We start from the raw sequence: 12,356 nt of genomic DNA, 5'->3' as shown, positions 1-12,356 counted from the left end.
GAAGACCCCGGCGTCCTGGTTCCGTACGGCACCTGACCTCCGTACGGGGCCGGGCTCCGGCCGGCGGGTCCCGCACATCCCCACGGTGTGCGGGGCTCGCCTTTTTTCGCCCCCTCCGCCCCTGCCCGTCCCGTATCCGGGGGCCGCCGCCCCCAGGCTCCCCTGCTTTTCGGCCTGAACGGCCTTGTCCTCAAACGCCGGACGGGCTGAGGGGGCCGGACGGGCTGAAGCGTGCCGGACGGGCTGAGGGTGTGGCGCAATCGCCGTATGATCAGCGTCAGTTGGGGTGAAGGGGTGGGGACATGGGTGTGGTGATCCGGGCGGCCGGTGAGGGGGACCGCGGGCTGGTCGTGCGGTTGCTGGACGAGGCCTTTCAGGGGGATCCCGTCAGTGGGTGGGTCTTTCCGGATGAGGCGCACCGGCGGGCCACGCACCACAAGCTGATGGCTGCCTTCCTCGACGTCACGCTCGCCGAGGGGCGGGTCGATCTTGTGGAGGACGGCGCCGCATGCGCGCTGTGGCTGTCGGTAACGGCCGATGAGCACGCCGACGAGGAGGGGCCCGCGCACTTGCGCGAGGCTGTCGATCCGGAGAACGAGCGCGTCGAGCTGATCGGCCGGCTGACGGCGGACATTCACCCGGCGGGCCGCGCGCACGAGTACCTGTGGATGATCGCCGTGGCGCCGGAGCGGCAGGGCGAGGGGCTCGGCGCCGCGCTCATCCAGTCGGTCCTGGACCGCTGCGACCGCGAGGGGCTGCCCGCGTACCTGGAGGCGAGCAGCGCCCGCAGCCGCAAGCTGTACGAGCGCCTCGGCTTCGACGACGTCGGGCGTCCCCTCGAACTGCCGGACGGGCCGCGGATGTGGCCCATGTGGCGCGAGCCCCGGACCGGGCGGGAAGCCTAGGTCCTTTCGTCCGGGTCATCCCGCTGACCGGTGCCCGCGACGACGTGCGGTCCGGCCGCGCGCCCGCCGGCCCGCGGGGGACGGCGATGCCCGCCCGGATGCCGCGTTTGTGCGTTCCTCTGGTTCCGATTGTTCCGACCTGAGGCCGCCCTCTCCCGAGCTCGTCATCAAGACCTACCCCGTGGTGCTGGGTTCCGGCATGCCGATGTTCGGCTCCGGGTTCGACGTCGCCCAGTTCGCGCTCGACGGGGTGCGGGTCTTCAAGAACGGGGTGCTCGTGAGGAAAGAACGGGGTGCTCGTGAGGACGTACAGCCGAAAGCGTCCGTGATCCACCGCCGGGAAGCGCTGAAGCCCGTCCAGTCCAGCGGGGAGCGGTGGACGCCTCGCCGCCCTACCCTGAAGGCATGGGCACCGATGAGCATGTATGTCCCGAATGCGGGCAGCCGGTCGCCACGGTCGTACGGCGGCACAAGACCCTGGGCGCATGGGTCCCCCACTGGGGACCCGGGCCCTGCCGGAATCCGAAGTGTGAGGCGTACGTCGGAGAGTCCACGGCGCAGTCGCACGGCACGCACGGCACGCCCGGCACACACAGCGCGCACGACCCGCACGGCACGCACGGTGCGCCCGGCGAGCCCGGGGAGCGGGTCGGGGAGAAATCCTGACCACCGGTTGCGGAGAAATCCCGGCCGAATGCGCGCGGCCGTGTAGAGAACGACGGGCCGGCTCCGACGTCTCCTGTGGAGTCGCCCACCGTGGGCGGCGGGAGCCGAAGGAGCGGACTCATGAAATACCTGGTGATGGTGCAGGGCACCCAGGCCGACTACGAGGGGATGCGCGGCAAGGAGTCCGCGCAGGCCCCGGCCTGGAGCGGGCAGGAACTGCAGGCCATGTACGCCTACATGGGCGCGATCAACGACGACCTGTCCGAGACCGGTGAGCTGATCGACGGGCAGGGGCTGGCCGAGCCCGCGCAGGCCCGGCTGGTCACCGCCGGGCCGGACGGCAAGGCCGTGATCACCGACGGGCCGTACGGCGAGACCAAGGAAGTGATGGCCGGCTACTGGGTCCTGGAGTGCCAGAGCCTCGAGCGGGTCACCGAGATCGCCGAGCGCGTGACCCGGTGCCCCGGCCCGGCGGGCGCCACGAACTATCCGGTGGTCATCCGGCCCATCCTGGACGGTGCCGGGGACATCTGACCGGAGTGAGCGGCACGAGTCGTACGAGTCGTACGGCGTCGTACGAGTCGAGTCGGATGAGCCGGATGAGTCGAGTCGGATGAGTCGTGACGAGTGGTACGCGTGAGGTCGAGGATCTGCTGCGCCGGCACGCGCCGCAGGTCCTCGGCGCGCTCGTACGCCGGTACGGGCATTTCGACGCCGCCGAGGACGCCGTACAGGAGGCGCTGCTCGCGGCGGCCGGGCAGTGGGCGCTGAAAGGGGTGCCCGACAACGCGCGCGGGTGGCTGATCAAGGTCGCCTCGCGGCGGCTGGTCGACGCCCTGCGCGCGGAGGAGGCGCGGCGGCTGCGGGAGGAGCGGGCGGCGGCGCTGACGCCACGGGACGCGTTCACGGCGCCGCCGCCCGGGGCCGGCCGTGCCCCGTCGGAGGACGACACGCTGTCCCTCCTCTTCCTCTGCTGCCATCCGGACCTGACCGCGCCCGCACAGATCGCGCTCACCCTGCGCGCTGTCGGCGGTCTGACCACCGCGGAGATCGCCCGCGCGTATCTCGTGCCCGAGGCGACGATGGCCCAGCGGATCAGCCGGGCCAAGCAACGGCTGAAGGGGGTCCGTTTCGGACGCCCGGACCACTGGGGGGAGCGGCTGCCCGCCGTCCTCCACACGCTGTACCTGATCTTCAACGAGGGCTACACGGCGACGTCCGGGGCGGTGCTCCAGCGGGCCGAACTCGCGGGCGAGGCCATCCGGTTGACGCGAACGGTGCACCGGCTGCTGCCCGCTGACCGCGAGGTGACGGGCCTGCTGGCGCTGATGCTGCTGACCGACGCCCGGCGCACCGCGCGGACCGGCCCGCACGGCGAACTGGTGCCGCTCGACGAGCAGGACCGCGGCCGGTGGGACAAGGCGGCGATCGAGGAGGGCGCGGCGCTGGTGACCGAGGCGCTGTCGCTGTCGCGGCAGAGCGCCGGGCCCTACCAGCTGCGGGCCGCCATCGCCGCCGTGCACGACGAGGCCGCGTCCCCGGAGGCGACGGACTGGCGCGAGATCCTCGGCCTGTACGACGTGCTGGTGCGCCGGGTCCCGGGGCCCGTCGAACACCTCAACCGGGCCGTGGCGGTGGCCATGGTGCACGGGCCGAGCGCCGGTCTGACCGAACTCGACCTGCTGCAGGACGAGTTGGCGGCCGGGCACCGGCTGGACGCGGTCCGCGGCCATCTGCTGGAACGCGCGGGCGACCCGGCGGCGGCGCGGGCCGCGTACGAAGCGGCGGCCCGCAAGACCCTCAGCCTTCCGGAGCAACGTTATCTGCGGGCGCGGGCGGCAAGACTGGAGCCGTAGCGTCACTGGAGCCCCAGGGTCACTGGCCGTGGCGTCGCTGAAGCCGCGCCGATGCCGATCCCGATTCCGATTCCGCAGCCTTGCCGATTCGGCAGCCGATGCCGATGCCGATGCCGTGGCGTTGCCGGCGGCGTTGCGTTCCTTAGGCTTGCGGCATGTCAGAACCCCTGTTGCACATCACCGAGCGCTCCCTGTGGGACGCGGCCCGCGCCTCCGGAGCGTACGAGATGTCCACCCGTGGCCGCACCCTCCAGGAGGAGGGCTTCATCCACTGTTCCCTGCGCCACCAACTCCCGGGCGTGGCCTCCTTCTTGTACGGCTCCTACACCGGCCCCGACGACCTGGTGGTCCTCGTCATCGACCCCGAACGGCTCGGGGCGCCGCTCCGCTACGAGGCGATGAAGCCCGGAGGCGAGGAGTTCCCGCACGTGTACGGGCCGATCCCGGTGGAGGCAGTCGTGGACGTGGAGGCGTGGGACGCGGCGTGACCGCCAGGAGCTGAAATGTCAGCCAGGAAGGCTCCCCGTCCCGGGATCGCGCGGTGTCAGGCAGTACGTGCCGCCCGCGGGGTCCCGCATCACCGCCCAGCGTGCTCCCCGGCCCACAAGATGCGCACCCAGGTCTTCGTGCCGGGCCCGGACCGTCTCGATGTCCGAGCAGGCGATGTCGAGGTGGGCCGAGGTGGGACGGCCGGTGCCGAGGCGTTGCAGGAGGATGCGGAAGGGGAGCGTGGCGGGGGGCTGGACCAGGTGGAACTCCGGGAGTGCGCCGGGGTGGGACGCCCAGCCGGTGAGCTCGCTCCAGAAGGTGATCTCGGCGTCGTACACGTTTGGCGCGAGGTCGATGGTCACCTGGTCGAGCCGGCTCGTCGCGCCGCCGCCCGGCACCTCGACCACCGGGGGACGTCTCGACTCGCCGCGCCACGGGACCGCGCAGAACAACTGTCCGCCGGGTGACCGCAGCACGGCCCACGTCTCGTGGTCGGCGGCGACCTCGGCGCCGAGCCGCAGCGCCGATTCCACCAGCGCCCGTACGTCCTCGACGGCGAGGTCGAGATGCGCGCCGCCGTCGCCCGCCTCGACGCCCTGCGCCTTCACGGCCGCGTCGGCGCCGTCGTGCAGCAGGGTCACGAACTCGCCCTGGTCGCCACGGGGTTCGGACAGACGCGTCGCGGTGATCGCGGTCCAGAAGTCGGTGGCCGTCCCGAACTCCTTCATCGGACGATCGACAAAGGCACAGGTCCACCGGATCGGTTCGCTCATCGGGCCGCTCCCTGTCAGACGGTCGGTACGGCTCGTACCGTCTCCCGCCGGATCGGCCCGCGCAACGGGGTTTTCAGTGGGACCGTTCGGTGAAGCGCAGGAGGTTGCCCGCGGGGTCTCGGAAGGCGCAGTCGCGGAGGCCGTAGGGCTGGTCCGTGGGTTCCTGGAGGACTTCGGCGCCGGAGGCGCGGACGCGGTCGTAGAGGGCGTCGCAGTCGGCGGTGGAGAAGATGACGCCGCGCAGCATGCCCTTGGCCAGCAGTTCGGCCATGGCCTGCTTGTCCGCGGGGGAGGCGTCCGGGTTCGCCGCGGGGGGCTCCAGGACGATCTCCACGTCCGGCTGGAGCGGCGAGCCGACCGTGACCCAGCGCATCCCCTCGAACCCGACGTCGTTGCGGACCTCCAGGCCCAGCACGTCCCGGTAGAAGGCGATCGCCTTGTCGTGGTCGTCCACGGCGATGAAGCATTGGGAGAGTTTTACGTCCATGGCCCCCACGCTAGAGCCGCGTTCCCGGCTCCGCCTCCGGGTTCGGGTGACGGGGCGGGCGGGTCAGGTGGCGGGTGACGCAGGACGGGATGGGGGCGCCGTGATCGTGCGGGCGGGCCCGGTACGCGCTCGGGGTCTCGCCGACCAGCTCCGTGAAGCGGGAGCTGAACGAGCCCAGCGACGTACACCCCACGGCGAAGCAGACCTCGGTGACCGTCAGGTCGCCCCGGCGCAGCAGCGCCTTGGCCCGCTCGATCCTGCGGGTCATGAGATAGGTGTACGGAGTCTCGCCGAAGGCCGCGCGGAAGCTCCGCTGGAAGTGCCCCGGCGACATCAGCGCGCTGCGCGCGAGCGTGGCCATGTCCAGTGGGTCCGCGAACTCACGGTCCATCCGGTCGCGGGCCTGGCGCAGCCGGACCAGGTCCTCCAGGGCTCTGCTGTCGGTCACCCCCTCAGGATGGCACGGGGCACCGACACCGAGCGGTCCCTCGTCCCGCACACCACGGCACCGGCGCTCGCCGACCTGCTCGAATGACCGCCGAGCCGACCTTCCGGTCAGCGGGGGACGGTGACCAGGACGCGACCGCGGCCTCCCGCATCGACGCGGTCGTGGGCCCGGGCGATGTCCTCCAGCGGGTAGCGGTCGCCGACGTCGACGGTGAGCTCGCCGACGGCGGCCGCGGAGGTCAGATCGCGAGCGGCCTGCCGCTTGGCCTCGGCCGGGAAGTCGTCGCTGCCGAGCAGCCGCAGGGTGACGTTGCGGAACAGCAGCGGCCAGAAGGGGATTTCGGTGCGGGCGGCGCCGGTGGCGTAGGCGGCGATGACGGCGTCGTCGGCGGCGACGGCGTTGTCGAGGTCGGCGTTGTCGGACAGGGCCACCTCGATGATCCGGTCGACGCCCTGGGGCGCGTACCCGCGGATCGCCGCCGCCGGGTTCTCCTGGTCCAGGGCCACGGCGTGGGAGACGACGGCCGGGTCGACGCGGTCGAGGTCGGCACCGCGGCGGACGGTGGCGAGCACGGTGGCACCGGCCCAGCGCGCGAGCTGGGCGGCCAGGGAGCCGACCCCGCCGAGGACGCCGTGCACGAGGACGAGCTTTCCGTCGACCGAGCCGTCGGCGAAGACCGTGCGGTGGGCGGTGATCCCGGGGATGCCGAGGCTCGCACCGAGGTCCTCGGTGAGGTGGTCGGGCAGGCGGACGGCCTGATGGCCGGGTACGACGGTGTACTGGGCCGCGGTGCCGAAGGGCCGGTAGGACTGGGCGCCGTACACCCAGACCCGCTGCCCGACGCGGCGTCCGTCGACCCCGTCGCCCACGGCGTCGACCACTCCCGCGGCGTCGCTGTGCGGGATCACCCGCGGGTACGGCATCGACGAGCCGAGCCAGCCCCCTCGCTTCTTGGTGTCGCCGGGGTTGACGCCCGAGACGGTGACGCGGACGCGAACCTCGCCGGGGCCGGGCTCCGGATCGGGGAGCTCACCCACCCGGAGCACGTCTGCCGCCGGGCCTTGTCCGTCGTACCAGGACGCAAGCATGTGCGGATCTCCTCGCCGTTCGTTCACGCCCTGCTCGAGCGTGGCGGAATCATCTGGGCGGCCGGTCACCGGCGTAGCGGAGGGTCACCGTCGTAGCAGAAGGTCGCCGGCTCTTGAAGGAACTCCGGCCGCCCGCGCAGCTGCGCGTGCGCTTCGGCCACGTCGGGCCGGGGTGCGCCCCGGAGCTGGGAGAGGAACTGCCGAAGGGGCCCGGCCGGTGAGTCGGCCGGGCCCCTTCGGGGTGCCCAGGGACCTGCGATGGTGCACCGATCGCCGGTCCACGGAGGCTGACGGAGTGTCAGGCCTTCTTGGTCTCCCAGAAGATCTTGTCGATCTGGGCGATGTAGTCCAGCGCCTTCTGGCCCGTCGCCGGGTCGGTGGACGCCTTGGCGGCCGAGAGGGCCTTCAGGGTGTCGTTGACCAGCTGGTGCAGCTCCGGGTACTTCTCGAAGTGCGGGGGCTTGAAGTAGTCGCTCCAGAGCACCGACACATGGTGCTTGGCGAGCTCGGCGCGCTGCTCCTTGATGACGGTGGCGCGAGCCTGGAAGTGCGGGTCGTCGTTGCCGGCCATCTTTTCCTGGACGGCCTTCACCGACTCCGCCTCGATGCGGGCCTGGGCCGGGTCGTAGACACCGCAGGGCAGGTCGCAGTGTGCGCTGACCTTGACCTTGGGGGCAAACAGGCGGGAGAGCATTGAGCTGTCCTTCCTCGTGATCGTCTTCTCAGGTGGGACATTACTCCGTAGGAGACGGGTTTTCGCGAGTGCCCCCATGGGCTTAGGACAAAAGTCCAGGGTGAAACTGGGACTGGTGGAGGATAGGACCGGGGAGGTGGCGGTGATGCCGGAACTGTCGCAGGAGACCGAGCAGGGGAGGGCGCTCCTGCCGTTCGGGGCGGCCGAGGTGACGGGAGCGTCCATGGTTCCCACGCTCCAGCACGGGGATCGGCTCGTCGTGCAGTGGGGGGCCAGGGTCGGTCCCGGTGACGTCGTCGTCCTGCGTCATCCGTTCCAGCAGGACCTGCTGGTCGTCAAGCGTGTCGCGGAGCGGCGGGAGGGGGGCTGGTGGGTGCTGGGGGACAACGCGTTCGCGGGGGGCGACAGCACGGACTACGGGACCGTGCCCGAGGAACTCGTCCTCGGGAAGGTGCGGTTCCGCTACCGGCCCCTGAAGGGCGGTCAGCGGTCGCCGGTCGCCGTCGTCCGCTGGGTGCTCGGGGCCGCCAGGCCCGTGTTGTCCGACCGGTCCGCCTCCAGGCGCTTGCGGGCGCGGTAGGCCGCCACGTTGGCGCGGGTCGCACAGCGGTCCGAGCAGTAGCGCCGGGAGCGGTTCGTCGAGGTGTCCAGATAGGCGTTGCGGCAGGGCGCGGCCTCGCACAGGCCCAAACGGTCGACGCCGTACTCCGTCAGGTGGAACGCCAGGCCCATCGCCGCGATCGCCGCGTAGCCCGATGTCGCGTTGGACGGGTGCTCGGCCAGGTGCATGTGCCACAGCGGGTGGCCGGCGTCGTCCCGGTAGTCGTGCCCGGAGATCTGCGGGCTCACCGGGAACTCCAGGAGCAGTGAGTTCAGCAGGTCCACGGCGAGGGTCTCGTCGCCGCCGTCCGCCGCCTCGAAGACCGCGCGCAGCCGCCCCCGTACCGAGCGGAAGCGGGTGACGTCCGCGTCCGTGGCGCGGCGGGCCGCCGAGGAGTTCCCTTCGAAGAGGTCGCGGACGGCCTCGACCGAGGTCAGCGAGTCCTTGCCCCGGGCCGGCTCCTCGCTGTTGACGAGACGGACGGCGTAATCCGAGTAATAGGCCAGTTCCACTTGTAGTCCTTACGGAGGGCGTTCTATCGTCGTGCCTGCGGTCAGGTAAGAGATGATCGTGCTTCCAGGGTATTACGTAGGTGAGCGAAGTAAGGGGCTTACATGGCGACCGTCAGCAGCGGAACCGACTGGCGTGCCTGGCAGGAGAGCTGGGACCGGCAGCAGGAGTGGTACATGCCGGACCGCGAAGAACGCTTCCGGGTGATGCTCGACATGGTCGAGGCCCTGGCCGGGCCCGCGCCGCGCGTCCTCGACCTGGCCTGCGGCACCGGCACCATCACGGCCCGGCTGCTCGCCCGTCTCCCGAACGCCACCAGCACCGGCGTCGACCTCGACCCCGCGCTGCTCACCATCGCCGAGGGCACCTTCGCGGCCGACGACCGGGTCTCCTTCGTCACGGCGGACCTCAAGGACCCGCGGTGGCCCACGCTGCTGCCGTACGACTCGTACGACGCCGTCCTGACCGCCACGGCCCTGCACTGGCTGCACAGCGAACCCCTCGCGGCCCTCTACGGTCAGATCGCGGGACTCGTCCGCGACGGCGGTGTCTTCATGAACGCCGACCACATGATCGACGAGACGACGCCCCGGATCAACGCGGCCGAGCGGGCCCAGCGGCACACCCGTATGGATCAGGCCAAGAAGAACGGCGCCCTCGACTGGGCCGAATGGTGGGAGCTGGCCGCCCAGGACCCCGTCCTCGCCGCGCCCACCGCCCGCCGCTTCGAGATCTACGGCGAGCACGCCGACGGCGACACCCCGTCCGCCGACTGGCACGCGCGCGTGCTGCGCGAGGCCGGCTTCGGCGAGGCCCGGCCGGTGTGGCGCTCACCGTCGGACGCGCTGGTGCTCGCGGTCAAGTAGGCCCCCGGCAGGACATGCGGAAGGGGCGGTACGGGAGACCCGTACCGCCCCTTCCTCGCTTCGCGTTCCCGCTCGGGTGCGGCTAGAGCACCTTGGACAGGAACGACTTCGTGCGCTCGTGCTGCGGGTCCGTCAGAACGTCGCGGGGGTGGCCGGACTCGACCACCACACCGCCGTCCATGAAGACCAGCGAGTCGCCGACCTCGCGGGCGAAGCCCATCTCGTGGGTGACGACGACCATCGTCATACCCGACTCGGCGAGGTCGCGCATGACGTCGAGGACGTCACCGACCAGCTCCGGGTCGAGCGCCGAGGTCGGCTCGTCGAAGAGCATCAGCTTCGGGTCCATGGCCAGCGCGCGGGCGATCGCCACGCGCTGCTGCTGACCGCCGGACAGCTGCGAGGGGTAGTTGCGCGCCTTGTCGGCCAGGCCGACGCGTTCGAGCAGCTCCATCGCACGGTGCTGGGCTTCCGACTTCTTCGCGCCCTTGACCTGGATCGGCGCCTCCATGACGTTCTCCACAGCCGTCAGGTGCGGGAACAGGTTGAAGCGCTGGAAGACCATGCCGATGTCCCGGCGCTTCAGGGCGACTTCGCTGTCCTTGAGCTCGTACAGCTTGTCGCCCTTCTGGCGATAGCCGACCAGGTCGCCGTCGACGTACAGGCGGCCGGCGTTGATCTTCTCCAGGTGGTTGATGCACCGGAGGAAGGTCGACTTGCCGGAGCCGGACGGGCCGATCAGGCAGAACACCTCGCCGGAGTTCACCTCCAGGTCGATGCCCTTGAGGACCTCTACCAGACCGAAGGACTTGTGGACGCCCTCGGCCTTCACCATCGCGGTCATCCCTTGGCCCTTTCGCTGCCCAGCGAAAGCAAGTTCGCCTTGATCTTCTCGAAGACGGTCGGAGGCAGGCTGCGGCTGGAACCGCGTGCGTAGTAGCGCTCCAGGTAGTACTGGAAGACGCTGAACACACTGGTCATGGCCAGGTACCAGATGGAGGCGACGAAGAGCATCTCCATCACGGCGTACGACGTGGAGCCGATCGCCGAGGTGGAACGCAGCAGCTCGTTGTACGTGACCGCGTACACCAGCGACGAGGTCTTCAGCATGTTGATGAACTCGTTGCCGGTCGGCGGCACGATGACGCGCATCGCCTGCGGGATCACGATCCGGCGCAGCGTCTTGGTGTGGCTCATGCCCAGGGCGTGCGCGGCCTCCGTCTGCCCCTCGTCGACGGCCAGCAGGCCGGCGCGGCAGATCTCGGCCATGTACGCGGCCTCGTTCAGACCGAGACCCAGCAGGGCGCACATGAACGGAGTCATGACGTCCGTCATCTCGTTCTTGTAGATCGGACCGAGATTCAGGATGGGGAAGATCAGCGCCAGGTTGAACCACAGCAGCAGCTGGACGTAGACCGGCGTGCCGCGGAAGAACCAGATGTACAGCCAGGCGACCGTGCTGGTCACCGGGTTCTTCGAGAGCCGCATCACCGCGAGGACGATGCCCAGCACCACACCCACGATCATGGCGAGCACGCTGATCAGCAGCGTGCGGCCGGCGCCCTGGACGACACTGGACACGAAGAGCTGGTCGCTGACCGTGTGCCACTGGATGTCGCCCTGCGAGAACGCGTAGCCGAGCGCCACCAGCAGCGCGACGACGATGACGCCGCTGACCCACCGGCCGTAGTGCCGGACGGGGATCGCCTTGATGGATTCCGGGGACGGCCCGGATGCCCCGCTCTTGGACACCGTGCCGCCCGAGGGCGGGGCGTCCGCGGGGGACTTGTCGAGATTGTCAGTCACGTGACTGCCCTTCAGTGGTGCGCTCGGCTTACTTGCCGCCGTTGATCGCGGACTGCTCGATCGCGCCGGTCTGGGCGCCCCACTTCTCCAGCACCTTCTGGTACGAGCCGTCCTTGATGATCGCGTCGACGGCTTCCTTCAGTACGTCACGGAGTTCGGTGTTCTTCTTGCTCAGGACGATGCCGAACGGGCCGGCGTCGTACTGCTTGTTGATCACTTCGAAGGCCTTGCCGCCGTCGGCCTTGTTGGCCAGGTCGACCGCCACCGGGTAGTCGTTGATGCCGGCCACGGCGCCGCCGGACTTCACGCGGGTCTGGGCCTCGGTGTCGTTGTCGAACGACTCGATGTTGATGGCCTTCTTGCCCGCGTCCTTGCACTTCTTGGACTGGTCCTGCAGGGCCGTCTCGTACGTGGTGCCCCGCTGCACGGCGGCCGTCTTGCCGCAGAGGTCCTCGATGCCCTTGACGCCCTGGGGGTTGCCCTTCTTCACGTAGATGGCCGTACCGGCCGTGAAGTAGTCGACGAAGTCGACGCCCTCGCCGAGCTTCTTGCCCTTGTCGTCCAGGCCCTCCTGGCGCTGCTTGTTGTCCGTGATGGACGACATCGCGATGTCGTAGCGGCCGGAGTTGACGGCCGTGATCAGGCCGTCGAAGGAGCCGGAGGTGAACTGGAACTTCACGCCGAGCTGCTTGCCGAGGGCGTCGGCCAGGTCGGGGTCGACGCCGACGATCTTGCCACCCTCGGTGGACTCCATGGGGGCGTACTCGGCGTTCGTGCCGACCTTGATGACGCCCGCGTCCTGGATCTTCTTCGGCAGCTTGGAGAAGAGCGGGGCGCTGTTGGACTTGGCGGTCGTGCTGGACCCGCCACCTCCGCTGTTCGTCTGGTCACCGCAGCCGGTGAGGATCAGGGCGCCTGCGACCGCGATCGCGCCGACCGCTGCTGTCCTGGACTTCGCGGCGGTGGTACGACGGGTGGAGCCTGCGGTCATGTTGGGTTCCTCCGGCGGATGAGGGAGTACCGATAGGTCGACGAGAACACACACCTTCGGGTGTTGCGACCTCCTGTGATGACGGCATCCTGCCATTCGGATTGCTCTGTTCAGGGGGCCCGCTATGTCAAAATCGGATAACGGGTGACCCCCGAACCGCTAGGGGCCGGTACATC

At 70.2% G+C, this 12,356-nt stretch carries 16 protein-coding genes and 1 pseudogene; 8 read left to right on the top strand and 9 right to left on the bottom strand.

Translation table 11 applies throughout. From position 1 onward, the window contains the following. The first annotated feature begins 302 nt into the window (after positions 1-302). The 6 genes and pseudogenes from ACFVXA_RS05825 (at position 303) to ACFVXA_RS05800 (ending at position 3,915) form a co-directional block, all read left to right on the top strand. On the top strand, positions 303-905 hold the full coding sequence (locus ACFVXA_RS05825; protein WP_362027432.1) for a GNAT family N-acetyltransferase: 603 nt from the start codon (positions 303-305) through the stop codon (positions 903-905). A gap of 157 nt (positions 906-1,062) precedes the next feature. Next, a pseudogene (locus ACFVXA_RS05820) lies at positions 1,063-1,191 on the top strand (dihydrofolate reductase); the annotation flags it as partial. Positions 1,192-1,310: 119 nt separating this feature from the next. Next, the gene (locus ACFVXA_RS05815) at positions 1,311-1,571 is read left to right on the top strand and encodes a hypothetical protein (protein ID WP_362027435.1); all 261 of its coding nucleotides are present in this window, start codon (positions 1,311-1,313) and stop codon (positions 1,569-1,571) included. 120 nt (positions 1,572-1,691) lie between these two features. Next, the gene (locus ACFVXA_RS05810) at positions 1,692-2,105 is read left to right on the top strand and encodes a YciI family protein (protein ID WP_362027438.1); all 414 of its coding nucleotides are present in this window, start codon (positions 1,692-1,694) and stop codon (positions 2,103-2,105) included. 86 nt (positions 2,106-2,191) lie between these two features. Then, entirely contained in the window at positions 2,192-3,427 is a 1,236-nt protein-coding gene (locus ACFVXA_RS05805) for an RNA polymerase sigma factor (protein ID WP_390023949.1), read from the top strand. A gap of 155 nt (positions 3,428-3,582) precedes the next feature. After that, the gene (locus tag ACFVXA_RS05800; RefSeq protein WP_362027444.1) at positions 3,583-3,915 is read left to right on the top strand and encodes a DUF952 domain-containing protein; all 333 of its coding nucleotides are present in this window, start codon (positions 3,583-3,585) and stop codon (positions 3,913-3,915) included. A gap of 18 nt (positions 3,916-3,933) precedes the next feature. Here the strand turns inward: ACFVXA_RS05800 and ACFVXA_RS05795 are convergent, their stop codons facing one another. The 5 genes from ACFVXA_RS05795 to sodN all read right to left on the bottom strand — a co-directional run bounded on the left by ACFVXA_RS05795 (position 3,934) and on the right by sodN (position 7,406). Then, positions 3,934-4,689 (bottom strand): VOC family protein, encoded by a 756-nt coding sequence (locus ACFVXA_RS05795; RefSeq protein WP_390023947.1) that lies wholly within the window; start codon positions 4,687-4,689, stop codon positions 3,934-3,936. A gap of 73 nt (positions 4,690-4,762) precedes the next feature. Further along, positions 4,763-5,176 (bottom strand): VOC family protein, encoded by a 414-nt coding sequence (locus ACFVXA_RS05790; protein ID WP_362027450.1) that lies wholly within the window; start codon positions 5,174-5,176, stop codon positions 4,763-4,765. Between the two features lie 10 nt (positions 5,177-5,186). After that, positions 5,187-5,567 (bottom strand): helix-turn-helix transcriptional regulator, encoded by a 381-nt coding sequence (locus ACFVXA_RS05785; RefSeq protein ID WP_362027531.1) that lies wholly within the window; start codon positions 5,565-5,567, stop codon positions 5,187-5,189. Positions 5,568-5,731: 164 nt separating this feature from the next. Next, complete coding sequence (locus tag ACFVXA_RS05780) at positions 5,732-6,712, bottom strand: NADPH:quinone reductase (RefSeq protein WP_389751995.1); 981 nt, start codon at positions 6,710-6,712, stop codon at positions 5,732-5,734. Positions 6,713-7,010: 298 nt separating this feature from the next. After that, positions 7,011-7,406: a superoxide dismutase, Ni gene (gene sodN, locus ACFVXA_RS05775; RefSeq protein WP_004983535.1), complete on the bottom strand. Its 396-nt coding sequence runs from the start codon at positions 7,404-7,406 to the stop codon at positions 7,011-7,013. 145 nt (positions 7,407-7,551) lie between these two features. Between sodN and sodX the strand changes: the two genes are divergently transcribed. Further along, positions 7,552-7,986, top strand: a complete 435-nt coding sequence (gene sodX / locus ACFVXA_RS05770; protein WP_362027534.1) for a nickel-type superoxide dismutase maturation protease — start codon at positions 7,552-7,554, stop codon at positions 7,984-7,986. Here the strand turns inward: sodX and ACFVXA_RS05765 are convergent. Continuing rightward, positions 7,890-8,519, bottom strand: a complete 630-nt coding sequence (locus ACFVXA_RS05765) for a CGNR zinc finger domain-containing protein (protein ID WP_362027454.1) — start codon at positions 8,517-8,519, stop codon at positions 7,890-7,892. The genes sodX and ACFVXA_RS05765 overlap by 97 nt on opposite strands. A gap of 102 nt (positions 8,520-8,621) precedes the next feature. On the opposite strand from ACFVXA_RS05765, the gene ACFVXA_RS05760 reads away from it, so the two are divergent. Next, positions 8,622-9,383 carry a class I SAM-dependent methyltransferase gene (locus tag ACFVXA_RS05760; RefSeq protein ID WP_362027457.1) on the top strand — a complete coding sequence of 254 codons (762 nt, stop codon included), beginning with the start codon at positions 8,622-8,624 and terminating at the stop codon, positions 9,381-9,383. Between the two features lie 82 nt (positions 9,384-9,465). On the opposite strand, the gene ACFVXA_RS05755 is transcribed toward ACFVXA_RS05760, so the two are convergent. From ACFVXA_RS05755 to ACFVXA_RS05745, 3 genes are read right to left on the bottom strand one after another with little or no spacing between them, the layout of a single operon-like run. Next, on the bottom strand, positions 9,466-10,227 hold the full coding sequence (locus tag ACFVXA_RS05755; protein ID WP_362027460.1) for an amino acid ABC transporter ATP-binding protein: 762 nt from the start codon (positions 10,225-10,227) through the stop codon (positions 9,466-9,468). Next, a complete protein-coding gene (locus tag ACFVXA_RS05750; protein ID WP_390023945.1) occupies positions 10,224-11,189 on the bottom strand; it encodes an amino acid ABC transporter permease in 966 nt (321 codons plus the stop codon). The genes ACFVXA_RS05755 and ACFVXA_RS05750 overlap by 4 nt, the downstream gene beginning before the upstream one ends. 28 nt (positions 11,190-11,217) lie before the next feature. Next, entirely contained in the window at positions 11,218-12,180 is a 963-nt protein-coding gene (locus ACFVXA_RS05745) for an ABC transporter substrate-binding protein (protein WP_362027466.1), read from the bottom strand. Positions 12,181-12,356 lie beyond the last annotated feature (176 nt).

Source organism: Streptomyces sp. NPDC058246 (assembly GCF_042881985.1).
In the GTDB taxonomy this organism is placed as follows: Bacteria; Actinomycetota; Actinomycetes; order Streptomycetales; family Streptomycetaceae; genus Streptomyces.
This window is presented reverse-complemented; position numbering and strand designations above follow the sequence as displayed.